Genomic DNA, 24,228 nt, shown 5'->3' with positions numbered 1-24,228 from the left:
TATCTCCGCCATCAGCCGTGCCCTTCCTTGGTAAAGGCACCCGACACCATCTTCTTCTCATGCAGGAATGCACTCGGTTCTCGACTTCCGACGAAACCGCGCGGCTTCCAGACCATGACTACGACCATGGCAAGACCGAAGATGAGCATGCGGTAGAGTTCCGGCGTGAAATCCGGTCCGAAGACAGCTTTCAGGAAGCCCATTTCACGCAGGATTTCCGTGCCGCCGATCATGACGATCGCCGCAATGGCGATGCCAACCAGCGAGCCCATGCCGCCGAGAACGACAATGGCCAGAATGACGGCGGATTCAAGGAACACGAAGGATTCCGGGCTGACGAAGCCCTGGCGTGCCGCAAAGAAGGAACCGGCGAAACCACCGAACATCGCGCCCGTGGCAAAGGCCGTGAGCTTGGTCGTGGTGGTGTTGATGCCGAGCGAACGGCAGGCGATTTCGTCTTCGCGCAGCGCTTCCCACGCACGGCCAACCGGCATGCGGCGCAGGCGGATGGTGACCCAAGCCGTCAGGAGCGCCAGCAGAAGGATGACGTAATAGAGGAAGAACTTGTAGTGCGCGGCCGAGAAGGTAAGGCCGAAATAGGCTGCAAAACCGTCCTTGCTGGCATTGAAAGGCAGGCCGAAGAAGGTTGCCTTGGCAATGCCGGAAACGCCGAAGGTGCCGCGAGTAACATCCGTCCAGTTGATGAGCACCAGACGGATGATTTCACCAAATGCCAGCGTCACGATGGCGAGATAGTCACCGCGCAGGCGCAGAACCGGGAAGCCAAGGATAACGCCCCATGTCGCTGCCAGAATGCCCGCTATCGGCAGCAGCATCCAGAAGGACAGGCCGAAATAGGATGACAGCAGAGCGTAGGAATAAGCGCCCACTGCATAGAAGGCCACGTAACCGAGATCGAGAAGACCGGCGAGGCCCACCACGATGTTGAGGCCCCAGGCCAGCATCACATAGATGAGGATCTGGACGCCGAAATTGTCGACCCATTTGAGCGATCCCTGCCAGCCGAGGAAGGCGACGATCAGGATCGGATAGACAAAAAGGAAGGCGACGCCGAGGCGCGAGAAGTTGCGGCGCACGAAAGACGGGCTTTCGACCGCAACGGCAGGCTGCTTGCTCTTGGCAAGCTTGCGCGCCTCCAGCCAGGGCTGAGTAAAGGCAACGAACAGGAAACGGCCAATGGCGGCCAGCACGACGATGACGGCCAGCGCACCCCAGCGCTGTTGCAGCACCAGTTCATTGTTGATGTTCTGATCGGTCTTGAAACCGATGATGAGGCAGAAGAGGCCCAGCGCCAGAAGACCGGCGAAGAACCCTTCACGAATGGCCCGGCCAAAAAGGGAATCCGGGCGTGAACTCGACTGTGCAGCCATGATTATACCTTTTCGACTTCAGGACGGCCAAGAATGCCGGACGGCATGAAGATCAGCACGATGGCGAGGATCGAGAACGCGGCAACGTCCTTGTAATCGATCGAGAAATAAGCCGACCACAACGCTTCGATGAGACCGATGAGCAGGCCACCGACCACAGCGCCAGGAAGCGATCCGATACCGCCCAGAACCGCCGCCGTGAACGCCTTGACGCCGGGGATGAAGCCGTCGGCAAAGGAAATCACGCCATAGAAGGAGAGGTAGAGCGTACCGGCCACCGCCGCGAGCATCGCCCCCATCACGAAGGTGAGCGAAATGACGCGATCGACATTGATGCCGAGAAGCGCGGCCATCTTCCGGTCCTGCTCGCAGGCGCGCTGCGCACGGCCGAGCGAGGTGCGGTTGACGATATACCAGAAGATCGTCAGCAGCACCGCGGTTACCACGATGACAACGATCTGCTTCAGCGAAATCGTCACATTCGTACCGAAGAGATTGAAGGAGCCGTTCAGAAGCTGAGGCACCGGCTTGTTACGCGGGCCTTGCGTAACCTGAACGAAATTCGACAAGGCAATCGACATGCCGATAGCCGTGATCAACGGCGCGAGGCGGAACGAACCGCGCAACGGCCGATAGGCCACACGTTCGATCGTCCAGCTCCACAAGCCTGTCAGCAGCATGGCGACGATCATCATCAGAAGAAGCATCAGCGCAATCGGCAAGGCACCGATGAATGTTGTGATGATGAGAAAAACAATCAGCGCCATGAAGGCGCCGAGCATGAAGACATCGCCATGAGCAAAGTTGATCATGCCGATAATGCCATAGACCATCGTATAGCCGATGGCGATCAGGCCATAGATCGAGCCGAGCGCGAGCCCGTTGATCACCTGCTGGAAGAAATATTCCATCGAGAAGCCACCCATTTTACCGTCCGGGGTTTTTTTGACGCATCTTTATTTCGTGCGCCTTCATTTTATTCCCGGCTATTTACACCTAACGGCTGTATAGAGGAATGCAAGCCCCTTTTGTCTCCGACAAAAGACTAAGGGCATCATACTTCCACAAACTAGTTATGTCCCCTAACAAACGTCCTGTATATGTTTTTTTCTCCTACCCAGGGCGCCTTATTCCACATTTTTTGCACGACCGGAAAGCCAAAAAATAGGGAGGCCGTTAAGAAAATTACCGACCGTACCCACTTTATGGTCTTTGGGATGCCAGCCTGCAAGCGCAGCTGAGGCGGATTTGGTTTCCGAACCGGAGAATTTTCACCCATACCTAGCGCCAAAACCTGTTTCCCCAATAGACCCTACGCGACTGTGAACCCGTGTGCAAAGGGATCGCGATCGTCGATGAAGATCGTGTTGTAGCCGGTCATGCGCGCCCAACCTGCGATTGACGGCACGATCGCAGGACGCCCGGCGACTTCCGCGGCGCGCTCCACGCGGCCATGGAAAAGCGATCCGATGATGGATTCATGCACGAACTCGTCGCCCGGCTTCAGCTTGCCCTTGGCAGCCAGCTGCGCCATGCGCGCAGACGTACCGGTACCGCAGGGCGAACGGTCGATTGCCTTGTCGCCATAAAAGACCGCATTGCGGGCATGCGCTTCCGGATGCTTCGCCTTGCCGGTCCATAGAATATGGCTCAGACGATTGATGTCAGGCAGCAGCGGATGCTGGAACTTGTACTTCTCGTTCAACCGCTGGCGCAGGACGGGACTCCAGGCGATCAGCTGCAACGCGGAATAATCTTCCATGTCCGTGTAATTTTCTTGCGGCTCGACAATGGCGTAGAAATTGCCGCCATAGGCCACGTCGACCTTGAGGCTTCCAAGGTCTGGACATTCGACTTCAAGCCCTTCGGCATAAAGGAAGGCCGGGACATTGGTGAGGCGAACGCGCTCGACATACTGGCCGTTCTGCTCATACTCGATGGCCACCAGACCGGCAGGCGTATCGAGATTGAGCTTGCCCGGCGTCTTCGGCGTTACCAGCCCCTGCTCTATCGCCATCGTGACGGTGCCGATGGTGCCGTGGCCACACATCGGCAGGCAGCCGGACGTTTCGATGAAAAGCACCGCCACATCGCAATCAGGCCGCGTGGGCGGGTAGAGAATGGAGCCGGACATCATGTCGTGGCCGCGCGGCTCGAACATAAGCCCCGTGCGAATCCAGTCATATTCCGCCAGAAAATGCGCGCGCTTTTCCATCATGGTCGAACCTTCGAGGTTCGGCCCGCCGCCGGCCACCAGACGCACCGGATTGCCGCAGGTATGTCCGTCGACGCAGAAGAAGGAATGTCTTGCCATGATGGTCAGTTCCGAAAACGTTGTGGCTTGAAAGGTTCGATGTCGATTGCCGGCGCGGCACCAGTGATGAGATCGCGGATAAGCCGCCCGGTCGCAGCCGACTGCGTAAGGCCAAGATGGCCATGGCCGAAGCCGTAATAGATGTTGCCGCCCGCCGAGGCCCGGCCGATGACCGGAACGGAGTCCGGCATGGATGGCCGATAGCCCATCCATTGCCGCCCGCCTTCCGTGCGCAGGCCCGGCAGAAACATGGAAGCCTTCTTTAGCATGGCTTCGGACCGCGCGAAATTGGGCGGCAGGTCGAGCCCGCCGAATTCCACGGCTCCGCCGACACGCAGGCCCGTTTCCATCGGCGTGATGACGAAACCGTGGCCGGGAAAAGTCAGCTGGCGCTTCACATCGAAACTGCCGACGGGCAGGGTCGTATTGTAACCGCGTTCCGTGTCGAGCGGCACTGCATCGCCAAAGCCTTTGGCGAGATCACGTGACCAGGCGCCGGCCATCAGGACAAGGTGCGCCGCCCGGATTTCGGTCCCGTCGACGAGACGGACGCTCGCCCCGCCATTGACTGGCCTTGCATTCGCGACCTTTGCCTGAAGGAAGCGTGCGCCCCTGCTTTCCGCATAGGCCCAGATCGCCTTGCCGAACAGCTTCGGATCGCTGACATTCTTCCAGCCCGGAACGAAAGTTCCGGCTACGAAACGCGGGTTCAGGCCCGGCTGCAATTCGGCAAGCCGATCACCCCGCACGTGTTCATAGGCAATTCCGGCATTTTCGCGAACATCCCAGCCGGGCTGCGAGGCCGCAAGCTCGGCTTCGCTCTCGTAAAGTTCCAGATTGCCGTTTTCGCGCAAGCGATCGCGCAGGCCCGCCCTGTCGATCAGGCCCATCATCTCGCTGCCGGCAAGCCGCATGATGTCGGCCTGCGCAATCGCGGTTCTTGCCAAAGCATCCGCGCTGCTGGCGCGCCAGAACCGATAAAGCCAGGGCACCATTTTTGGAAAATAGGAGGGACGGATCGTAAACGGCCCGAGCGGGTCCATCAACCAACCCGGCACCTTGCGCATGACCCCCTTGGAGGCGAGCGGAAGAATGTCGGAGAAAGCAAGCGCCGCGGCATTGCCCGAGCTGGTTTCCTCGCAAATGCCGGTTCTGTCGATAACCAGAACCTGTCGCCCCGCCTCGGCAAGCAAGGCCGCAGTGGCGACGCCGACGATACCACCGCCGATAATCAGAACATCCTGCTGACCCTGCGGATCAGATTTCATCGTATACGGCTCCCCACCGGATTCAATTTTGCCTTGTGCCTTGCCGAAAAACCGGCAGAGACCGTCGCTTCGGCCAATCGGCAATCGCCATGTTCAACGCCAGCACGCGAATTCTGTCCATCGATTTTTTGGAATGACGCTGTGCTGAAAGTTTGCCACCGCTTGAAAAAGCCACAAAGGCCAAGTTAGGGATCGACAATGCAAATCGCCTCTTATTGATATATCAGAGATATATCTATAGGATTGAACTATGTCAATCGTCGTAACCACAAGGCATGAACGGCATGGAAGAAACGAACGTTCGAGACAGGCTGACGCGGAGCCCGGCAAACATGCCGCTGGCCACCATGGACAGCTGGGGTAGCGAAAGCCTCGCCGAGCAGGCCTATCGCATTCTGGAACGGTCTATCGTCACGCTGGAATTGGAACCGGGGACGGTCGTCAACGAGCGCACGCTGATCGAGCTGACCGGCATGGGCCGCACGCCCATGCGCGAGGCCATTCAACGGCTCGCCTGGGAGGGCCTTGTGGAAGTGCGCCCGCGTTCAGGCATTGCCATCGCGGCAATCGATCCGAAGGATTTCATCAAGGTGCTGGATGCGCGCGAAGGCGTCGAGCGCGTTCTGGCGCGCGATGCGGCACGCTTCGGCAGCCCGCGTGACTATGAACGGCTCGAAGCGGCGGCAGCAGCCATGCGGCAGGCAATTCCCGATGAGGACGTGGCGCTGTTTCTGGATGCCGACAAGGCATTCGACATCGTTCTGGGTGCGGCTGCGAGCAACCCCTACGCAGCCCGTATCGCCGCCCCTTTGCAGAGCCATAGCCGCCGCTTCTGGTTCCGGCTCCGCCCATCGAGCGGCATAGCCGGTTCGGCCAATGCCCACGCAACATTGATTGAAGCGATCGTTTCCCGCCAGCCGGAACGGGCGAGCGATACGGCCAGCGAACTCATGGCCTATCTGCGGACGCTCGCCCCCTGATTTCCGGCACCGGGGGTTCAGCGCGCCCGCGAAGACCGACGAGACCGCTCATTGCTCCGCACATCCACGGCAGCAGCCGAAGCCGTATCAAAGATCAGCCCGTCATCGGTATTCACGTCATTCAAGGCCTGGGCATAGGCGTGCCGTGTCCCGCGCGCCATATCTTTTACCTGCACCGCCGCGACCGCAAGCACCGCGCACAAGCCCACGACAGCCTGAGATGAATGACGCATCTCAAACGCTCCCATCACACTTTCCGAGATTGACCGCCGCCAGTGGACCGTTCGGCTGCGACGGAAAGATGGCGCGGCAGGTTCAATTTCGAGACGCCAGCTCACGAAACCGTAATCAGCCAAAGAAAAAGCCGAAGCTGTCGCTTCGGCTTCTGGTCGTTGTTGAGACTGGCAACATCAATGGGATTTGTTCATCGAATCCGACATCTTGCGAAGCACGTTGAGCGCGACGTTCAGCTCCTCGTCGCTTACCCCCTCGAGAAGGTCTTCGCGCACGTCTCCGGCAAGCTTCACGACCTGCTCGGCCAGAATCTTGCCTTCTGCCGTCATGACGACGCGCTTGGCGCGGCGGTCGCCCTGGACCGTCTGCCGTTCGATGAAGGATTGCCGCTCCAGGCCATCGAGCAGGCGAACCATGGTCGCATTCTCGATTTCCAGCGCTTCCGCCAGTTCCTTCTGGTAAAGGCCTTCCTGTTCCATCAGCGCAAGCAGGGTGCGCGCACGGGCCAATGTCAGGCCCCGCTCCTTCACCCGGGCGTCGAAGACAGTGCGAAGCCTGCGATTAACCTTCGCCATGGCATCAATCATTTCAGCTCTGAGGTCCGCCGTATCCATGCCAATCGCCTTATATATTAGTAAACTAATGATTGCGAACTTGGATAGATCGCTGCCGAACCATTTTCAAGCGAACTTCCTGAACTCACGCAAGCGTGATGGGATTTAACGCCAATATGACAGTTCTGCGAACAAATTCACTGCCGGACCGGTGATCTGAAAAAGAAAAAGCGGGCACAAGCCCGCTTTCACGAAAACGACAGGATTGCAGCCGATCAGGCCGGCATGATCGTTCCCTGCAGCGTCATCAGCTGATGCAGGAAGATTTCCGCCTTGGTGCGATGCTCGTTGGTGGAGGCATCTTCCAGATGCTTGCGGGCTTCCTCGATGCGGCGCTGGATGTCTGCCGGATTGATATCGTCCACATGGGTGGCCGATTCAGCCAGAACGGTGCAGCTCTGCGGGGTGATATCAGCGAAACCGCCGAAGACCACGTAGGAGTCGGACTTGCCGTCGGCAAGCTTCACCGAAACGACACCCGGCATGATCGTCGTCATCAGCGGCGAATGACCGGCGAGAGCCGTCAGATAGCCTTCGCTACCCGGAATGACGACTTCCGTCACCTGCGCGGAAAGCAGGAGCCGTTCAGGCGACACGAGTTCGAATTGGAAAGCTTGAGCCATGGTTCTCACTTGAATTCAAAAGCACGGTTCCGAAAATTAAACCGGTTTTCGGAAAGGTCATGCTTAAACAAAATGATTGGCTTTCACGGCGGGCCTTGCGGCCCACCGGGAAATTCAATTCATCAAGCAGCTTCTGCTGCCAGCTTCTTGGCCTTCTCGAGAGCTTCCTCGATGCTGCCGACCATGTAGAAGGCAGCTTCCGGAAGATGATCGTAATCGCCAGCGCAGAGGCCCTTGAAGCCCTTGATGGTGTCGGCGAGGTCGACCAGTTTGCCCGGCGAACCGGTGAAGACTTCGGCCACGAAGAACGGCTGCGACAGGAAGCGTTCGATCTTGCGGGCGCGGGCGACGGTGAGCTTGTCTTCTTCAGACAGTTCGTCCATGCCCAGGATCGCGATGATGTCCTGAAGGGCCTTGTAGCGCTGCAGGATCGACTGAACCTGACGGGCGACGGCGTAGTGTTCGTCACCAACGACCTTCGGATCGAGCATGCGCGACGTGGAGTCGAGCGGGTCAACAGCCGGGTAGATACCCTTTTCAGCGATCGAGCGCGACAGAACGGTCGTTGCGTCCAGGTGGGCGAACGAGGTGGCTGGCGCCGGGTCGGTCAAGTCGTCGGCAGGAACGTAAATCGCCTGAACCGAGGTGATCGAACCCTTGGTCGTGGTGGTGATGCGTTCCTGCATGGCGCCCATGTCGGTTGCCAGCGTCGGCTGATAGCCCACAGCGGAAGGAATACGGCCGAGAAGAGCCGACACTTCCGAACCTGCCTGCGTGAAGCGGAAGATGTTGTCCACGAAGAACAGAACGTCCTGACCCTGGTCGCGGAAGTTTTCAGCAACCGTCAGACCGGAAAGGGCAACACGAGCGCGGGCACCCGGGGGTTCGTTCATCTGACCGTACACGAGGGCTGCCTTGGAGCCTTCGCCGCCGCCGAGCTTGTTAACGCCCGACTCGATCATTTCATGGTAAAGGTCGTTACCTTCACGGGTACGCTCACCGACGCCTGCGAACACGGAGTAACCGCCGTGCGCCTTGGCGACGTTGTTGATGAGTTCCATGATGAGAACGGTCTTGCCAACGCCTGCACCGCCGAAGAGGCCGATCTTGCCGCCCTTGGCGTAAGGAGCGAGAAGGTCAACGACCTTGATGCCCGTGACCAGAATTTCGGCTTCGGTCGACTGCTCGATATATTCCGGAGCGCTCTGGTGGATGGCGCGGGTTGCCGTGGTCTTGATCGGACCGGCTTCGTCGACCGGCTCACCGATGACGTTCATGATGCGGCCAAGCGTTTCGACGCCGACCGGAACCATGATCGGCTCGCCGGTGTCGCGTGCTTCCTGACCACGAACCAGACCTTCGGTCGCATCCATGGCGATGGTGCGCACGGTGTCTTCGCCGAGGTGCTGGGCGACTTCGAGAACCAGGCGGTTGCCCTGGTTGTCGACTTCAAGCGCGTTCAGGATCAGCGGCAGCTGGCCTTCCGGGAACTTGACGTCGACGACAGCGCCGATGACCTGCGTAATGTGGCCGACTGTGCCAGTGGCTGCAGTCTTGGGAGCGGCAGACTTGGCTGCTGCGGTGGTCTTGGGCGCCGCTTTCTTGGCAGGCGCCTTCGCCGCTGGCTTTGCTTCGGCCGCGGCGGTAGTTTTCGGGGTCGCTGCTTTTGCCATCGATCCTTACCTTCCGTTAGCATGATCCCGAAAAGTTGCAGACTTTCCGGGAAATCATGCGGTAAACCAAACTCTAGAGCGCTTCCGCGCCCGAAATGATTTCGATCAGTTCCTTGGTGATCTGCGCCTGACGCTGGCGGTTGTACGTGATCGACAGCTTGTTGATCATGTCGCCCGCATTGCGCGTCGCATTGTCCATCGCGCTCATCTTCGCGCCCATCTCGCCCGCGACATTTTCCAGCAGAGCACGGAAAATCTGGACCGAGATATTGCGCGGGATCAGCGTCGACAGGATCGCCGCGGGATCAGGTTCGTATTCGTAGATCGCATCGCCTGCGGTCTCGCCGCCCGCACTGTCGCCAGCCGAAGCCGGGATCAGCTGCTGTGCGGTTGGAACCTGGGAGATCACCGACTTGAATTCGGAATAGAACAGCGTGCAGACGTCGAAAGCGCCTTCCTCGAACAGCTTGATGATCTTGTGGCCGATCTGGTCGGCATGCACAAAAGCGAGCTGCTTGACTTCGCGCAGATCGACATGATCAACCAGCAGGCTGGCAAATTCGCGACGCAGAATATCCGCGCCCTTCTTGCCGACCGTGATGATCTTGACCGTCTTGCCTTCAGCGAGGAGCTTGCGGGCATGATCGCGCGCAAGACGCGCGATCTGGCTGTTGAAACCGCCGCAAAGGCCACGTTCTGCGGTACAGACGACGAGCAGATGCACGTCGTCCTTGCCCGTACCGGCCATCAGGGCCGGCGCATCTTCGCCGGTGACGTTCTGCGCGATATTCGCGAGAACGGCGCCCATGCGCTGCGAGTAAGGCCTTGCGGCTTCCGCAGCTTCCTGGGCACGGCGCAGCTTCGCCGCGGCGACCATTTGCATCGCCTTGGTGATTTTCTGCGTCGCCTTGACCGAGGCGATACGGTTTCTCAGATCCTTTAGTGAAGGCATCCGTTCATCCCGTCACAAGTTTCAGGCAAAGGACTTGGCGAAAGCGTCGATCGCTGCCTTGAGCTTGGCCTTGAGGTCATCGGTAATGGCTTTCTCGTTGCGGATGCCATCGAGCACATCCTTGTGCTCGGTGCGCAGCGAAGCGAGAAGACCTTCTTCGAACTTGCCAACCTGGCTGACGGCAAGCTTGTCGAGATAGCCGTTAACACCGGCGAAAATCACGGCAACCTGCTCTTCCGTCTTCAGCGGCGAGAACTGCGGCTGCTTCAGGAGTTCGGTCAGGCGCGCACCGCGGTTCAGAAGGCGCTGCGTTGCAGCGTCAAGGTCGGAACCGAACTGTGCGAAGGCAGCCATTTCACGATACTGGGCGAGCTCGCCCTTGATCGAACCGGCAACCTGCTTCATGGCCTTGATCTGGGCCGAGGAACCAACACGCGAAACCGACAGACCGACGTTAACAGCCGGACGGATACCCTGATAGAACAGGTTGGTTTCGAGGAAGATCTGGCCGTCGGTGATCGAGATCACGTTGGTCGGAATGAAGGCAGAAACGTCGTTGCCCTGCGTTTCGATGACCGGCAGAGCCGTCAGCGAGCCAGCGCCGTTTTCGTCGTTGAGCTTTGCAGCGCGTTCGAGAAGACGGGAGTGCAGGTAGAAAACGTCGCCCGGATAAGCTTCGCGGCCCGGAGGACGACGCAGCAGAAGCGACATCTGACGATAAGCAACGGCCTGCTTGGACAGATCGTCATAGCCAATGAGGGCGTGCTGGCCGTTGTCACGGAAATATTCGCCCATCGCGCAGCCCGCGAACGGTGCGAGATACTGCATCGGAGCCGGATCGGAAGCGGTAGCCGCGATAACGATCGAATATTCCAGAGCGCCGCGCTCTTCGAGAACCTTGACGAACTGGGCAACGGTCGAACGCTTCTGGCCGACGGCGACGTAGACGCAGTACAGCTTGTCCTTGTCCGGGCCGTTGTCGTGGATCGGCTTCTGGTTCAGGAAGGTGTCGAGGATGATGGCGGTCTTGCCGGTCTGACGGTCACCGATGACCAGCTCGCGCTGGCCGCGGCCAACCGGGATCAGGGCGTCGATGGCCTTGAGACCCGTCGACATCGGCTCGTGAACCGACTTGCGCGGGATGATGCCAGGCGCCTTGACGTCGACGCGGCGGCGTTCCTTGGCCTTGATCGGACCCTTGCCGTCGATCGGGTTGCCGAGAGCATCGACAACGCGACCGAGCAGTTCCGGACCAACCGGAACGTCAACGATTGCGCCGGTACGCTTGACGACGTCGCCTTCCTTGATGTCGCGGTCGGCACCGAAGATAACGACGCCGACATTGTCGCTTTCAAGGTTCAGCGCCATGCCGCGAATGCCACCGGGGAATTCGACCATTTCACCGGCCTGAACATTGTCCAGACCATAGACGCGGGCGATACCGTCGCCAACGGACAGAACCTGACCGACCTCGGAGACCTCAGCCTCCTTGCCGAAGTTCTTGATTTGCTCTTTCAGGATAGCGGAAATTTCCGCGGCGCGGATGTCCATCAGCCGACCTCTTTCAGTGCAAGCTTGAGAGAAGAAAGTTTAGTGCGAAGGGACGTGTCGATCTGACGCGAACCCATCTTGACGATAAGACCGCCGAGGATCGACGGATCGACGGTGACATTGATCGTCACGTCCTTGCCGGCCACGCCCTTCAGCGTTGCCTTCAATTCGTTCTGCTGCGCCGCGCTCAATTCGTGCGCGGAGACGACATCGGCGGAGATTTCGCCACGATGCTCGGCAGCAATCTTGCGGAAAGCGGCGATGATGCCCGGCAGGGCGAAAAGACGGCGGTTCCGCGCGACGACGCGCAGGAAATTTCCGACCAGACCCTTGATGCCCGCCTTGTCGGCGAGAGCGCCGATGGCGTGAAGCTGATCTTCCGAGGAAAATACCGGACTGGAGATCAGTCGCTTGAGGTCTTCGCTTCCGCTCAGAAGCGCCTCGAAACGGTCAAGATCTTTTTCCACAGCTGCAACGGATTTCGCGTCGAGCGCGAGCTCGAAAAGAGATCCGGCGTAACGCTGTGCGACACCTGAAATGAGCGAAGACGTTTCAGCCACGAACAACCTGCTCTCTACGTTGAAACCATCCTTTTGGGGTCCAATCTTGCTCAGGACGCCAAGCCGATGATTTTATTGAATGTTTCCGGAAAACCACTGACGCGCGAGCACATCAACACCGAAATGTGATTGCCGTCTAGCATAGACGAACAGGACTCGCAACACGCGAATCCGGCACTTTTGTGTAAGATTTGCCGCCTTTCGCGGTCAAAAAAGTCGCATCTGCTTGGGCGATGCACTCTTCACTCACACAGCCTGCACGCCTGACGTGCAAAACCCGTCCGGTTCCGCTCAGGAAATGAAGCCGAATGCGTAGAGCAGCGGACCGGCGGCCAGCACGAATTCGACCAGTGCCGCCAGGCTGTCATAGAAGCGCCCGCCGGTCGGTCCGCCCCTGCGCCCGCCCGCATCCGACATCATCGAAATGAAGCGTCCGAACAGAGCGAATCCCCACACGGCGCCCAGAACGACCCAGAGAAAAGGCTGCGCGAAGATGAGGCATCCGAGCCCCACGCCAAGATAAGGACCGGCGAGCGTCGCGCGGATGGAACCGTAACCTTCGGGACGGCCATTGATCGGCTGAAGCCGCAGCAGTTTCATGGTTATGCCGGGCGCAAAAAGCATGACAAGACCGGCCAGCGCCGTCAGGGCCGCAGAGCCCCAGGCGAGCCATTCTCCGGTCGTGGCAGGAAGATAGAATTCCATCGCATTTCCCCTTTCGGCACCCTCGTCGTTTCAGGCCATATAACGGAATTTGGCGTCACGTTCCATCCTGTGCAGGCTGTTCGGATGCTGCCCCAGAGCATATCCTGTTTTTCATGAATCGTTGGAAATGCTCTATCTGCTTGTTTATCGCGCATCCTACTCGAGAACCGGTTCCCACTTTTCGCGATGCGCTCTACAGGAAGCTTTGCGGATCGATATCCACCTGCACCCTGATCGAGCCTTTTTCCTTCGGCCCGTTGGCGAGCAAGGCACGGATAAATCCTTGAATATCGGCGCGTTTTGTCCCGTGCACCAGAATGCGGAAACGATGCCTTCCGCGCACCAGCGCAAGCGGCGCTTCGGCCGGCCCAAGCACTGAAACCTCCGGGGAGGAAGGTGCGGCGCGGCGCAGCGCCCGCGCATGGTTTTCGGCGTCGGGCCGATTGTCGGCGGAAATGATCAGCGCCGCAAGCCGTCCGTAGGGCGGCAGCGCGCTGCGCTCGCGTTCCTCGATTTCGCGGGCGTAGAACGCCTCCGCGTCGCCGCTGACTATGGCCCGCATCACCGGGTGGTCAGGCTGATAGGTCTGGAGAAGGCCGAGGCTCTTGCGCCCGGTTCGCCCGGCGCGGCCCGTCACCTGATTGAGCAGCTGGAAGGTGCGCTCGGCGGCGCGCGGATCGCCATTGGCGAGCCCCAGATCGGCGTCCACCACCCCTACCAGCGTCATGTTGGGAAAATTGTGCCCCTTGGCGACAAGCTGGGTGCCGATCACGATATCCGCCTCGCCTTTTGCGATAGCATCGAGTTCTAGCCGCAGCCGCTTCACGCCCCCCGCCATATCAGACGAAAGAACGATGATTCGCGCCTTGTCGAAGGTCGCCGCCACTTCCTCGGCAATGCGTTCCACGCCGGGACCGCAGGCGACCAGATGATCCAGCGTACCGCATTCGGGACAGGCCTGCGGAACCGGCTCGTGATAACCGCACTGGTGACACATGAGCTGCCCGCGAAAGCGGTGCTCCACCAGCCAGCTCGAACATTGCGGGCACTGGAAGCGGTGGCCGCAGACCCGGCACAGCGTCAGGGGCGCATAGCCGCGCCGGTTGAGGAACAAAAGCGCCTGTTCGCCGCGCTCCACCGTCTTGCCGACAGCTTCGGTCAGTGCGGGCGACAGAAACCGGCCCGGCGGCGGCGGAGAACGCCGCATGTCGATGGTCTTCAGGTCGGGCAGCGCCGCTTCCGCATAGCGCCCGCAGAGCTTGATTCGCCTGTAGCGCCCCTGCTCCGCATTGACCTGGCTTTCGATGGAGGGCGTGGCCGATGCCAGCACCACCGGAAAGCCGCTGATATGGCCGCGCACCACCGCCATGTCGCGGGCATTGTAGAAAACCCGGTCTTCCTGCTTGTAGGCTGGATCATGTTCTTCATCGACGACGATCAGCCCCAGTTCCTTGAAGGGCAGGAAAAGCGCCGACCGTGCCCCCGCCACCACCCGCACCGTACCCTCGGCAATCTGCCGCCAGACGCGTTCGCGGGTGCGCGGCGCAAGGTCGGAATGCCATTCGGCGGGCTTTGCCCCGAACCGGTCATGGAAACGGTCGAGAAACTGCTGGGTCAGCGCGATTTCGGGCAGGAGAATCAGCACCTGCCTGCCCTGCTCGATCGCCTTGGCGACCGCTTCGAAATAAACTTCCGTTTTGCCCGAACCGGTCACGCCGTCGAGAAGCGAAACAGAGAAACCGCCTGCTTCAACCGCTTCCGACAGCATTTCAGCCGCCGCCTGCTGGTCTTCCGAAAGCGTGGCGCGCGCGTAGTCGATATCCGGCCTTGCCACCACGGCTGGCGGCGGCAGCATGACTTCCTCGAAAACGCCTTGCGCCTTCAGCCCATCCACGACCGTCATCGAGACACCCGCCGCATGGGCAAGGCCGGATCTGGTCCAGGCAAGCCCGTCGCGGGCGAGCTCCATCACCCGCGACCGGGCGTCGGTCATGCGCTCCGGCTCACCGCCGGAATAACGAAGGCCCGGCACCGATGGCTCGGGATCGAATGCGGCAGGCACGCGCAGGACCATGCGCGCCACCATGCCGGGCGGCGACAGCGTATAGTCCGCTGCCCAGCGCATGAAGCGCAGCATGTCGGCGCCCACCGGCGGACAATCGAAGACCTCGGAAATTTCCCGCAATTTTCTGGCATCGACCGCATCGGTTTCACCCTCGCAGACGATCCCCGCCACCTCACGCGGTCCAAGCGGCACGCGCACGATCGATCCGGGCTGGACGTTCATACCCGCCGGAACCATATATGAGTAAGGCCGCTCCGCGGGCATGGGCACGAGCACGGGAACCACCCGTGGCGCGAGCTCCGGAAACAGACCAGAAATCGGGTTTGCAATATCGTGCGAATCTTTCGACATGATCGCGTGACCTTGGCGCGGCTTTGCGCTAAAGAAAAGCCACCTTCCGGGAATTAAATGGTTTTAAATTCCTCAAATCCACCCGCGCTCATTATGGAGGAACGCTGTTATGAAGTTTTTCGTGGACACTGCGGACGTCAAGGAAATCCGCGAGCTCAATGACCTTGGGCTGGTCGATGGCGTGACCACCAACCCGTCCCTCATCCTGAAGTCGGGTCGGGACATTATCGAAGTGACCAAGGAAATCTGCAACATCGTCAAGGGCCCGGTTTCCGCCGAGGTTGCCGCGACGGAATATGAGCAGATGATGAAGGAAGCAGCCGTCATCTCCAAGATCGCCGACAATATCTGCATCAAGCTGCCTGTAACCCTGGACGGGCTGAAAGCCTGCAAGGCCCTGTCTTCCGAAGGTCACAAGGTCAACATGACGCTTTGCTTCTCGGCCAATCAGGCGCTTCTGGCGGCAAAGGCCGGCGCGACCTTCATTTCGCCGTTCATTGGCCGCCTCGACGATACCGGCATCAACGGCATGGAACTGATTGCCGAAATCCGCACGATTTATGACAATTACGATTTCCGCACCGAAATTCTTGCCGCTTCGGTTCGTACCGTCAATCACGTCAAGGAAGCAGCCCTCATCGGCGCCGATGTCGTGACCGCACCGCCGGCAACGCTCAAGGCACTGGTCAAGCATCCGCTGACCGACAAGGGCCTCGAAACCTTCCTCGCCGATTGGGCGAAAACCGGCCAGAAGATCGCCTGATCGGCGACCTTGCCAGACGCATGAAAGGCGGGCCATCGGCCCGCTTTTTTATTCCAGCACGGTTTCTCCGTCTTGCTTGCTCACCCGGATCGGCCGCGCGCCGCATTGTTCTGCAATGGCGCTTGCAAGTGTGGCGGAATGCGTCACCACCCATATCTGGCTGCGCTCCGATGCCTGGGCAATCATGCGGGCAAGCGAGGGAAGCATATCGGGATGCAGGCTCGCCTCCGGCTCGTTGAGCGCGATCAGCGGCGGCAGGCGATAGGAAAGCAGCGCACCGGCAAGCGCCAGCATGCGGATCTGCCCGTCGGACAATTCTCCGGCCCGGAACACGCGATGCGGAAAGGCCGGAAAATTCAGGCCGAACGTCGCCGTCTCACCCGGAAAGGGAATATCCAGCGCCGCACCATCCAGCGCATCGGCCACCAGCCGGTCCAGATCGACCGTATCCTGCCGGATATGGGCCAGCGTCGCGAAGACCGAGGCAAGATTTCCGCCTTCCTCGTCCAGCATGGCAGCGGTAGCGGCGATGGAGGGCTGACGCGCCGGTGCATCGCGGTCACTTCGAAAGCCATGATAAAAGCGCCAGCTTCGCATCTGCGCGGCCAAATCGCCGATCTCGGGATAATGGCCGGATTGCCCCAGCACCGCCAGCCCGCTTTCAGAAGTCAGCAAGCGTGCGGGATGTTCCATGCGCCGCCCTTCCCCGTCCCGCGCGAAGACAACCGGTCCGCGCCGGTCCATCAGGTCGACAGGACGGCGCCCCGTATCAAGGCTGAGACTTTCTTCCTTGATCTGCGGCTCGAAGGGAAAGGCGCCCGAAACCGGCGGCGGCAGTCCCGCCTCGACGCTATAGGCAAGACGCGATGCCAGTCTTTCATCTTCGAAATGGGCTTCCAGAATGATGCGCGCCGGTTCGTGCTTGCGGCGGTTTCCGCCCCACATGGCCGATTGCATCCCGCCCTCACGCACGATTTCCGTTGAGAAATTGCCCTCGGCGGCCGCCTTCACCAGTTGCAGGGCGCGATAGAGATTGGATTTTCCGGCCCCGTTCTCACCCACAAAAACCGCTACCTGCCCGAGATCGACACGGACGGAACGCAGCGAGCGATAGCCTTTGGCGGAGAATGAAACGAGCCGCATAATTCTTCCCTGGAGCATTCTCCGCGAAATAATTCATACTGGACAGCAATGCCCCCGAAAAAACAAAAGGCGGCACCGAGAGTACCGCCTTGTGTCATGTCACGCCATCGCAACAATCAAAGCTTCGACAACTTCTGCGCAAGAGCGAGGAAGACCTGTTCGGCCAGTTCTTCCGCGGCACGCTTGCGCGCGTCGCGTTCGGCGCGCAGGTTCGCAAATTCCTGGCGCGGACGGTCGAAGGAAGCGCCGACCGTGCGGGTGCCTGCGGCAAGCGGCTTGCCGTCCTTGTCGCGCAGCACGAAGTTCGACGTCGCCTTGACGATACCGGACGATGGACGGCCGGTACGGTCGGTCTGGTCGCCAATGTCCACGCTTACCGCGGCCAGCGTGTAGCTGCTCAGGCCAAGGCGAAGCCGATAGACCGGACTGGCCGGCTCACCGGCACCGCCGCCGAGCAGGAAGATGAGGCGATTGCGGACCTGCTGGCTGAAGACGTCGCCAGCCGGATCGATCGCCACCGAAGCAAGCTTGGTGCGCATGTCCGGCGTCACGCTGCCGCCTATGGTTCCACCGGCGCCAGCGCCGGAGGAATAAAGCGGCTGCACGGTGCATCCAGCCATGAGAACCGCGGCCCCGAGTGCGAAAATCGCAACGCGGAAAGCTTTGATTGCGGAGAAAAAGCGGTCAGGCAACGACATTGACGATCCTTTGCGGCACCACGATAACCTTCTTCGGCGAGCCCCCGTTGAGCGCAGCCTTGACGAAGTCAAGTTCGAGCACCGCCTGCTGGATGCTAGCTTGATCAGCGTCGCGTGCGATTGTCAAATCCCCACGCTTCTTGCCGTTGATCTGCACCGGCAGAACGATCTCGTTTTCCACCACCAATGCCGGATCGAACACCGGCCAGGCGCTGCGGGCGACCAGCGTTTCACGACCGGCAACCTTGCCACCCAGCGCTGCAAGGCACTGTTCAGCCAGATGCGGCATCATCGGCGCCAGCATCAGGATGAGCTTTTCCGTGGCGTCGCGGACAGCGCCCTTCAACGCGTCATCCGCATTGCCCGAAGCAACCTGCTGCAACGGCCCTGCAACCGTGTTGACCAGTTCGTAAAGACGGGCAACGCCACGGTTAAAGGCGAGCTTCTCGATATCGTCGCCGACAGCCTTAACCGCCTTGTGCGCAGCCTTGGAAACGACAAGGGCTTCGCCCTCGGTACCGGTCTTGGGCGCAACGTCCTTCAACTGTTCGGCAGCTTCGGAGATCAGACGCCAGACGCGCTGCACGAAGCGGTGAGCGCCTTCGGCACCGGCCTCTGTCCAGATTACGTCACGCTCGGGCGGCGAATCAGACAGCATGAACCAGCGCGCCGTATCGGCGCCGTAGGAAGCGATGATGTCATCCGGATCAACGACATTCTTCTTCGACTTCGACATCTTCTCGATGGAGCCAATTTCCACCGGCTCGCCCGTGGAGAGCAGGCTCGCCACGCGCTTGCCGTCGGTTTCCTCGATCCGGATATCGGCTGGCGCCACCCACTGGCCATTGGCCTTGTAGGTTTCATGCACGACCATGCCCTGCGTGAACAGGCCCTTGAACGGCTCGTCGATGCCGACATGACCGGCGACCTTCATCGCGCGGGTGAAGAACCGCGAATAGAGCAGATGCAGGATCGCGTGTTCGATGCCGCCGATATACTGGTCGACGGGCAGCCAGCGGTCGGCAACCGCGCGATCCGTGGGCTCGTTTTCCCATGGCGCGGTGAAGCGGGCATAGTACCAGGACGAATCGACGAACGTGTCCATCGTATCAGTCTCGCGGCGGGCATCGCCGCCGCATTTCGGGCACTTCACATGACGCCAGGTCGCATGACGGTCGAGCGGATTGCCCGGACGGTCGAACTCGACATCATCCGGCAACTTGACCGGCAGATCGGCGCGCGGCACCGGATTGACGCCGCAAGCCTCGCAATGGATCATCGGGATCGGGCAGCCCCAATAGCGCTGGCGGGAAATGCCCCAGTCGCGCAGGCGGAACTGCACCTTGCGGCTTGCCTGCGGACGATTGCCGAGCGTGGTGTTTTCGAGGCGGTTCGCCACTTCATTGAATGCGGCTTCCGGCGAAAGCCCGTCGAGGAAGCGCGAATTGATCATCACGCCATCGTCGGTATAGGCCGTCTCGCCAATGCTGAAGCTTGCCGCATCCTCGCCCTTCGGCAGAACGACAGGCGTGACCTTCAATTCGTACTTGTTGGCGAAATCCAGATCGCGCTGATCGTGCGCCGGACAGCCGAAAACGGCGCCCGTGCCATATTCCATCAGGACGAAATTGGCGACATAGACCGGCAGTTCCCAGTTCTCGTCGAACGGATGCCTGACCTTCACGCCAGTATCAAAGCCCTTCTTCTCGGCCGTTTCTAGCGCCGCCAGCGATGTGCCCTGGTGATGGCATTCATCGATGAAGCCGGTGAGCGGGGCATTGTTTTCGGCCAGCTTCTTAGCCAGAGGGTGATCGGCGGAAATCGCCACGAATGCCGCACCAAACAGCGTATCCGGGCGGGTCGTATAGACTTCGATTTCCGAGAAACCTTCCGGCGCGGTCTTGTCGTCCAGCGCGAAACGGACCTGCAGGCCTTCCGACTTGCCGATCCAGTTGCGCTGCATCAGGCGAACCTTTTCCGGCCACTGGTCGAGCGTATCGAGACCGGCCAGCAATTCCTCGCTGAAATCGGTGATCTTGAAGAACCATTGCGTCAGTTCGCGCTGTTCGACCAGCGCGCCCGAACGCCAGCCGCGACCGTCCACCACCTGCTCGTTGGCAAGCACGGTGTTGTCGACCGGGTCCCAGTTGACCTTGGAAGTCTTGCGCGTCACCAGGCCCTTTTCAAAAAGGTCGATGAACAGCATCTGCTGGCGATGATAATATTCCACGTCGCAGGTCGCGAATTCACGCGCCCAGTCGAGCGAAAGCCCCATCGATTTCAGCTGGCTGCGCATGGTGGCGATGTTCTGGTAGGTCCATTCCTTGGGATGAACCTTGTTCTGCATCGCAGCATTTTCCGCAGGCATGCCGAATGCATCCCATCCCATCGGATGGAGCACGTTGAAACCCTTGGCGCGCTTGTAACGGGCGACAACATCACCCATCGCATAGTTGCGCACATGGCCCATATGGATGCGCCCCGACGGATAGGGGAACATCTCGAGCACATAATATTTCTCGCGGCTGTCGCTATTGTCGGTTTCGAAAGTCCGGTCTTCTTCCCAGACTTTCTGCCAATGAGCTTCCGCCACGCGCGGATTATAACGTTCGGCTGCCATGACCGTATTTACTCGCACGAAGGTGATGCAATAAGGAGAGTCGATATTTAATGGCGACCTTCACCACGTATTGGCGAAAGCGTCAACCTTTTGCGGATGAAAAGCCTGAAAGCGAGAGTTTCATGTCGGATATCGTAGCGAACCTGAACGCGGTCAAGGCCGCAATCGCCAGTGCCGAAAAGGAAGCACGGCGCGAAAAGGGCTCTGTGACACTCGTGGCCGTATCGAAAACCTTCGACGCCGACGAGATCCGCCCGGCCCTCGACGCGGGCCAGCGCGTCTTCGGCGAAAACCGCGTGCAGGAAGCGCAAGGCAAATGGCCGCAGCTACGCGGGGATTATTCCGGCATCGAACTGCATCTCATCGGCCCTCTGCAATCCAACAAGGCCGCCGATGCCGTCGCTCTCTTCGACGTCATCGAAACCGTCGACCGCGAGAAGATCGCCGCCGCCCTGGCCGCCGAGATCAAAAAGCAGAACAAGACGCCGAAGCTGTACGTTCAGGTGAATACCGGGCTGGAAGAACAAAAGGCCGGGATTACCCCGAAGGAAGCGGTCGCCTTCGTCGAACGCTGCCGCAAGGAACATGGCCTCGCAATCGAAGGGCTGATGTGCATCCCGCCTGCGGATGAAAATCCCGGCCCGCATTTCGCGCTTCTGGAAAAGCTTGCCCGTGAGGCTGGCGTTGAAAAACTCTCCATGGGCATGTCGGGCGATTATGAAACCGCCATCGGCTTTGGCGCGACGTCAGTGCGTGTCGGCTCGGCCATCTTCGGTGGGCGGAGCTATGCCAACCCCGCCTGAATTGTGACCCTACTGTTTGTTTTGTCGCATTATCCTGCGCAAAACCGCATCACACTTTTTCTGGAAATGCTCCTAATGCAGGACGATCTCGCCCTGCACATTCCTCCAGTCCGAAGGGCCAAGCAGCCGGAAATGCGTGTAGCTGACCGAATGCAACGGCCCGTCGATCTCGCGATTCCAGAATTCGATGAAATGATTGAGCACCGGAAAATCCGGCGCGAGGTCATAATCCTGCCAGACGAAAAGCTGCAGCAGATGCGGATGATCGGGCAGGTGATAGAAGACTTTCGCCGTCGTCAGGCCGTAGCGGGCAAGTTGCAGTTCAAAGGCTGATTTCGCGTTCAAAGCGGACGTCGTCATGGCGATTTCCCCTTTTTGTGAAGAGCCATATTGCATGGCTCCTGATTAGAAGATAATCACTCCAAATGGTTTTTAAACTGTAAAAACAATATATTAGCAACAGTCGGCGGCGAGTGCTGCCAGTTGCCATTTCTAACGATGCGTCATTGTGGATCATGGACGCGCCGATTGTCTAATTTACCTTGCCCGCAATGGAAGGTAGACAGGGCACCCGATGGTCTCGCCATTCACGGCAGGCCGTCTCATCCGGCGGGAGGTGCCGGGCAGTTTTGGGTGCATTATGCGTGCGGGACATGTCTGTCCGGTTCGCACAATGCTGAAGGAGGACATCATGTCGGAAAAGCTTTACCCGGTTCTTGCCGAGGCAAAGAGAAACACGCTCATCGACAACGCAACCTATCTCGACTGGTATCAGGAAAGCGTGAGCGACCCGGACGGCTTCTGGGCAAAGCACGGACGGCGCATCGACTGGTTCAAGCCCTTCACCAAGGTCAAGAACACCGATTTCAACGGTGACGTGTCCATCAAATGGTATGAGGACGGCGTCACCAATGTTTCCTACAACTGCATCGACCGCCACCTGAAGAGCCGTGGCGACGAGGTCGCCATCATCTGGGAAGGCGACAATCCCTATATCGACAAGAAGATCACCTATCGCGAACTCTATGAAAACGTCTGCCGTCTGGCGAATGTGCTGAAGAAGCACGGCGTGAAGAAGGGCGACCGCGTCACGATCTACCTGCCGATGATCCCGGAAGCCGCCTATGCGATGCTGGCCTGCGCACGCATCGGCGCGGTGCACTCGGTCGTCTTCGCCGGCTTCTCGCCGGAAGCGCTGGCCGGCCGTATCGTCGACTGCGAATCCACCTTCGTCATCACCGCCGATGAGGGCGTGCGCGGCGGCAAGCCGGTTCCGCTGAAGGAAAACACCGATACCGCCATCGACATTGCCGCCAAGCAGTATGTGATGGTCAACAAGGTTCTCACCGTGCGCCGCACCGGCGGTAAGGTGAGCTGGGGCCCGGGCCGCGATCTCTGGTACCACCAAGAAGTCGCGAGCGTCGAGCCGACCTGTGAACCGGAACCGATGAATGCGGAAGACCCGCTCTTCATCCTCTATACCTCCGGTTCCACCGGCAAGCCGAAGGGCGTGCTGCACACCACCGGCGGCTATCTCGTCTATGCATCGATGACGCATCAATATGTCTTCGACTATCATGACGGCGACATCTACTGGTGCACGGCGGATGTGGGCTGGGTGACGGGCCACTCCTATATCGTCTATGGCCCGCTGGCCAATGGCGCGACGACACTGATGTTCGAGGGCGTGCCCAACTTCCCCGATCAGGGACGTTTCTGGGAAGTCGTCGACAAGCACCATGTCAACATTTTCTACACGGCGCCGACCGCCATCCGCGCCCTGATGGGCGCAGGTGATGAATTCGTCACCCGCTCGTCGCGCTCATCACTGCGCCTGCTCGGTTCGGTCGGCGAGCCGATCAATCCGGAAGCCTGGGAATGGTATTACAACGTGGTTGGCGACCAGCGCTCCCCGATTGTCGATACATGGTGGCAGACGGAAACCGGCGGCATCCTCATCACGCCGCTGCCCGGCGCAACGGACCTGAAGCCGGGTTCTGCGACGCGCCCGTTCTTCGGCATCAAGCCGGAACTGGTGGACAATGAGGGCGCTGTTGTCGAGGGCGCCGCAGACGGCAATCTGTGCATCATCGACTCCTGGCCGGGCCAGATGCGCACGCTTTACGGCGACCACAAGCGCTTCGTCGAAGCCTACTTCTCGACCTATAAGGGCAAGTACTTCACCGGTGACGGCTGCCGTCGCGACGAGGACGGTTACTACTGGATTACGGGCCGCGTCGACGACGTGCTCAACATTTCCGGCCACCGCCTCGGCACGGCTGAAATCGAATCGGCGCTCGTCTCGCATCACTCGGTTTCGGAAGCCGCTGTCGTTGGCTATCCGCATCCGATCAAGGGACAGGGCATCTATTGCTACGTCACGCTGATGACCGGCGAAGCAGTTCAGGATGAAGACGCCCTGCGCAAGGAGCTGACCCTGCACGTGCGCAAGGAAATCGGTCCCATCGCCACGCCGGACAAGATCCAGTTCTCGCCGGGCCTGCCAAAAACCCGCTCGGGCAAGATCATGCGCCGCATCCTGCGCAAGATCGCCGAAGACGAGTTTGGTGCACTGGGCGATACCTCGACGCTGGCCGATCCGGGCGTCGTGGACGACCTGATCGAAAATCGGCAGAACAAGAAGTAACAGAAAGCCCCGGGAAACCGGGGCTAGAGTCTGACCGAAAAAGGGTTGAGTGATTTCTGTTAGTTGTGATTCAATGTGGTTTACGAAGCCACGCTGGAGATCACGATGGCTTGGATTGAAATCACGCGCAAACAACATGCCCGAAGCGGTCAACGTTATGCAAGCGATCTTGGTGATACGGAGTGAGCGCTGATTGCCCCCTCTTTACCTGCGCCAAGACACATTGGCGGTCTTCCTCAGGAATCACAATTATGGGTGTGGCGGAGGCTTGCT

General features: G+C 59.7%; 21 protein-coding genes. 4 read left to right on the top strand and 17 right to left on the bottom strand.

Annotation, left to right across the window (positions count from 1 at the left end):
• Nucleotides 1-11: 11 nt before the first annotated feature.
• The 4 genes from livM to ABWW28_RS17635 all read right to left on the bottom strand — a co-directional run bounded on the left by livM (nt 12) and on the right by ABWW28_RS17635 (nt 4,973).
• On the bottom strand, nt 12-1,391 hold the full coding sequence (livM, locus tag ABWW28_RS17650) for a high-affinity branched-chain amino acid ABC transporter permease LivM (protein ID WP_025090882.1): 1,380 nt from the start codon (nt 1,389-1,391) through the stop codon (nt 12-14).
• A gap of 2 nt (nt 1,392-1,393) precedes the next feature.
• A complete protein-coding gene (locus ABWW28_RS17645) occupies nt 1,394-2,302 on the bottom strand; it encodes a branched-chain amino acid ABC transporter permease (RefSeq protein ID WP_006471258.1) in 909 nt (302 codons plus the stop codon).
• 401 nt (nt 2,303-2,703) lie between these two features.
• Complete coding sequence (locus ABWW28_RS17640; protein ID WP_063620170.1) at nt 2,704-3,705, bottom strand: 4-hydroxyproline epimerase; 1,002 nt, start codon at nt 3,703-3,705, stop codon at nt 2,704-2,706.
• 5 nt (nt 3,706-3,710) lie between these two features.
• Nucleotides 3,711-4,973: an NAD(P)/FAD-dependent oxidoreductase gene (locus ABWW28_RS17635; protein WP_151659134.1), complete on the bottom strand. Its 1,263-nt coding sequence runs from the start codon at nt 4,971-4,973 to the stop codon at nt 3,711-3,713.
• Nucleotides 4,974-5,257: 284 nt separating this feature from the next.
• Between ABWW28_RS17635 and ABWW28_RS17630 the strand changes: the two genes are divergently transcribed.
• Nucleotides 5,258-5,953: a GntR family transcriptional regulator gene (locus ABWW28_RS17630; RefSeq protein ID WP_006471256.1), complete on the top strand. Its 696-nt coding sequence runs from the start codon at nt 5,258-5,260 to the stop codon at nt 5,951-5,953.
• A 17-nt stretch (nt 5,954-5,970) separates the two neighbouring features.
• Here ABWW28_RS17630 and ABWW28_RS17625 read toward each other — a convergent pair whose 3' ends face one another.
• From ABWW28_RS17625 to ABWW28_RS17585, 9 genes are all read right to left on the bottom strand, one after another.
• The gene (locus ABWW28_RS17625) at nt 5,971-6,186 is read right to left on the bottom strand and encodes a hypothetical protein (protein WP_241084411.1); all 216 of its coding nucleotides are present in this window, start codon (nt 6,184-6,186) and stop codon (nt 5,971-5,973) included.
• A gap of 177 nt (nt 6,187-6,363) precedes the next feature.
• Nucleotides 6,364-6,801 (bottom strand): MarR family winged helix-turn-helix transcriptional regulator, encoded by a 438-nt coding sequence (locus ABWW28_RS17620; protein ID WP_021588062.1) that lies wholly within the window; start codon nt 6,799-6,801, stop codon nt 6,364-6,366.
• A 215-nt stretch (nt 6,802-7,016) separates the two neighbouring features.
• Nucleotides 7,017-7,424: a F0F1 ATP synthase subunit epsilon gene (locus tag ABWW28_RS17615; protein WP_006471254.1), complete on the bottom strand. Its 408-nt coding sequence runs from the start codon at nt 7,422-7,424 to the stop codon at nt 7,017-7,019.
• A 122-nt stretch (nt 7,425-7,546) separates the two neighbouring features.
• On the bottom strand, nt 7,547-9,097 hold the full coding sequence (atpD, locus tag ABWW28_RS17610; protein WP_006467809.1) for a F0F1 ATP synthase subunit beta: 1,551 nt from the start codon (nt 9,095-9,097) through the stop codon (nt 7,547-7,549).
• A gap of 73 nt (nt 9,098-9,170) precedes the next feature.
• Nucleotides 9,171-10,049: a F0F1 ATP synthase subunit gamma gene (locus ABWW28_RS17605; RefSeq protein ID WP_006467810.1), complete on the bottom strand. Its 879-nt coding sequence runs from the start codon at nt 10,047-10,049 to the stop codon at nt 9,171-9,173.
• Nucleotides 10,050-10,070: 21 nt separating this feature from the next.
• On the bottom strand, nt 10,071-11,600 hold the full coding sequence (atpA, locus tag ABWW28_RS17600; protein WP_006467811.1) for a F0F1 ATP synthase subunit alpha: 1,530 nt from the start codon (nt 11,598-11,600) through the stop codon (nt 10,071-10,073).
• On the bottom strand, nt 11,600-12,160 hold the full coding sequence (locus ABWW28_RS17595) for a F0F1 ATP synthase subunit delta (RefSeq protein WP_031347290.1): 561 nt from the start codon (nt 12,158-12,160) through the stop codon (nt 11,600-11,602). Before ABWW28_RS17595 ends, atpA begins: the two co-directional genes overlap by 1 nt.
• A 291-nt stretch (nt 12,161-12,451) precedes the next feature.
• A complete protein-coding gene (locus ABWW28_RS17590) occupies nt 12,452-12,865 on the bottom strand; it encodes an AGROH133_08824 family phage infection protein (RefSeq protein ID WP_021588065.1) in 414 nt (137 codons plus the stop codon).
• Between the two features lie 193 nt (nt 12,866-13,058).
• Nucleotides 13,059-15,281 carry a primosomal protein N' gene (locus tag ABWW28_RS17585; RefSeq protein WP_021588066.1) on the bottom strand — a complete coding sequence of 741 codons (2,223 nt, stop codon included), beginning with the start codon at nt 15,279-15,281 and terminating at the stop codon, nt 13,059-13,061.
• Nucleotides 15,282-15,390: 109 nt separating this feature from the next.
• Between ABWW28_RS17585 and fsa the strand changes: the two genes are divergently transcribed.
• On the top strand, nt 15,391-16,044 hold the full coding sequence (gene fsa / locus ABWW28_RS17580; RefSeq protein WP_006467816.1) for a fructose-6-phosphate aldolase: 654 nt from the start codon (nt 15,391-15,393) through the stop codon (nt 16,042-16,044).
• Nucleotides 16,045-16,092: 48 nt separating this feature from the next.
• On the opposite strand, the gene ABWW28_RS17575 is transcribed toward fsa, so the two are convergent.
• The 3 genes from ABWW28_RS17575 to leuS form a co-directional block, all read right to left on the bottom strand.
• Nucleotides 16,093-17,187 (bottom strand): AAA family ATPase, encoded by a 1,095-nt coding sequence (locus ABWW28_RS17575; RefSeq protein WP_021588067.1) that lies wholly within the window; start codon nt 17,185-17,187, stop codon nt 16,093-16,095.
• A gap of 116 nt (nt 17,188-17,303) precedes the next feature.
• Nucleotides 17,304-17,885, bottom strand: a complete 582-nt coding sequence (gene lptE, locus ABWW28_RS17570) for an LPS assembly lipoprotein LptE (protein WP_021588068.1) — start codon at nt 17,883-17,885, stop codon at nt 17,304-17,306.
• On the bottom strand, nt 17,872-20,505 hold the full coding sequence (gene leuS, locus ABWW28_RS17565) for a leucine--tRNA ligase (protein ID WP_025090890.1): 2,634 nt from the start codon (nt 20,503-20,505) through the stop codon (nt 17,872-17,874). Before leuS ends, lptE begins: the two co-directional genes overlap by 14 nt.
• Nucleotides 20,506-20,627: 122 nt before the next feature.
• Here leuS and ABWW28_RS17560 point away from each other — a divergent pair, with 122 nt between their 5' ends.
• Nucleotides 20,628-21,308 carry a YggS family pyridoxal phosphate-dependent enzyme gene (locus ABWW28_RS17560; protein WP_031347292.1) on the top strand — a complete coding sequence of 227 codons (681 nt, stop codon included), beginning with the start codon at nt 20,628-20,630 and terminating at the stop codon, nt 21,306-21,308.
• Between the two features lie 72 nt (nt 21,309-21,380).
• Here the strand turns inward: ABWW28_RS17560 and ABWW28_RS17555 are convergent, their stop codons facing one another.
• The gene (locus tag ABWW28_RS17555; protein ID WP_353391618.1) at nt 21,381-21,668 is read right to left on the bottom strand and encodes an usg protein; all 288 of its coding nucleotides are present in this window, start codon (nt 21,666-21,668) and stop codon (nt 21,381-21,383) included.
• A gap of 331 nt (nt 21,669-21,999) precedes the next feature.
• Here ABWW28_RS17555 and acs point away from each other — a divergent pair, with 331 nt between their 5' ends.
• Nucleotides 22,000-23,955: an acetate--CoA ligase gene (acs, locus tag ABWW28_RS17550; protein WP_031347294.1), complete on the top strand. Its 1,956-nt coding sequence runs from the start codon at nt 22,000-22,002 to the stop codon at nt 23,953-23,955.
• Nucleotides 23,956-24,228: the final 273 nt, after the last annotated feature.

Source organism: Brucella sp. NBRC 14130 (assembly GCF_040371715.1).
Classification (GTDB): Bacteria; Pseudomonadota; Alphaproteobacteria; order Rhizobiales; family Rhizobiaceae; genus Brucella; species Brucella intermedia.
This window is presented reverse-complemented; position numbering and strand designations above follow the sequence as displayed.

Coding starts and splice junctions, on each gene's coding strand:
- ABWW28_RS17635 (WP_151659134.1), bottom strand. CDS start 4,973: ATGAAATCTGATCCGCAGGGTCAGCAGGATGTTCTGATTATCGGCGGT.
- livM (WP_025090882.1), bottom strand. CDS start 1,391: ATGGCTGCACAGTCGAGTTCACGCCCGGATTCCCTTTTTGGCCGGGCC.
- ABWW28_RS17585 (WP_021588066.1), bottom strand. CDS start 15,281: ATGTCGAAAGATTCGCACGATATTGCAAACCCGATTTCTGGTCTGTTT.
- lptE (WP_021588068.1), bottom strand. CDS start 17,885: ATGTCGTTGCCTGACCGCTTTTTCTCCGCAATCAAAGCTTTCCGCGTT.
- ABWW28_RS17615 (WP_006471254.1), bottom strand. CDS start 7,424: ATGGCTCAAGCTTTCCAATTCGAACTCGTGTCGCCTGAACGGCTCCTG.
- ABWW28_RS17560 (WP_031347292.1), top strand. CDS start 20,628: ATGTCGGATATCGTAGCGAACCTGAACGCGGTCAAGGCCGCAATCGCC.
- atpD (WP_006467809.1), bottom strand. CDS start 9,097: ATGGCAAAAGCAGCGACCCCGAAAACTACCGCCGCGGCCGAAGCAAAG.
- ABWW28_RS17630 (WP_006471256.1), top strand. CDS start 5,258: ATGGAAGAAACGAACGTTCGAGACAGGCTGACGCGGAGCCCGGCAAAC.
- fsa (WP_006467816.1), top strand. CDS start 15,391: ATGAAGTTTTTCGTGGACACTGCGGACGTCAAGGAAATCCGCGAGCTC.
- ABWW28_RS17645 (WP_006471258.1), bottom strand. CDS start 2,302: ATGGAATATTTCTTCCAGCAGGTGATCAACGGGCTCGCGCTCGGCTCG.
- acs (WP_031347294.1), top strand. CDS start 22,000: ATGTCGGAAAAGCTTTACCCGGTTCTTGCCGAGGCAAAGAGAAACACG.
- ABWW28_RS17620 (WP_021588062.1), bottom strand. CDS start 6,801: ATGGATACGGCGGACCTCAGAGCTGAAATGATTGATGCCATGGCGAAG.
- atpA (WP_006467811.1), bottom strand. CDS start 11,600: ATGGACATCCGCGCCGCGGAAATTTCCGCTATCCTGAAAGAGCAAATC.
- ABWW28_RS17625 (WP_241084411.1), bottom strand. CDS start 6,186: ATGCGTCATTCATCTCAGGCTGTCGTGGGCTTGTGCGCGGTGCTTGCG.
- ABWW28_RS17575 (WP_021588067.1), bottom strand. CDS start 17,187: ATGCGGCTCGTTTCATTCTCCGCCAAAGGCTATCGCTCGCTGCGTTCC.
- ABWW28_RS17640 (WP_063620170.1), bottom strand. CDS start 3,705: ATGGCAAGACATTCCTTCTTCTGCGTCGACGGACATACCTGCGGCAAT.
- ABWW28_RS17605 (WP_006467810.1), bottom strand. CDS start 10,049: ATGCCTTCACTAAAGGATCTGAGAAACCGTATCGCCTCGGTCAAGGCG.
- ABWW28_RS17590 (WP_021588065.1), bottom strand. CDS start 12,865: ATGGAATTCTATCTTCCTGCCACGACCGGAGAATGGCTCGCCTGGGGC.
- leuS (WP_025090890.1), bottom strand. CDS start 20,505: ATGGCAGCCGAACGTTATAATCCGCGCGTGGCGGAAGCTCATTGGCAG.
- ABWW28_RS17555 (WP_353391618.1), bottom strand. CDS start 21,668: ATGACGACGTCCGCTTTGAACGCGAAATCAGCCTTTGAACTGCAACTT.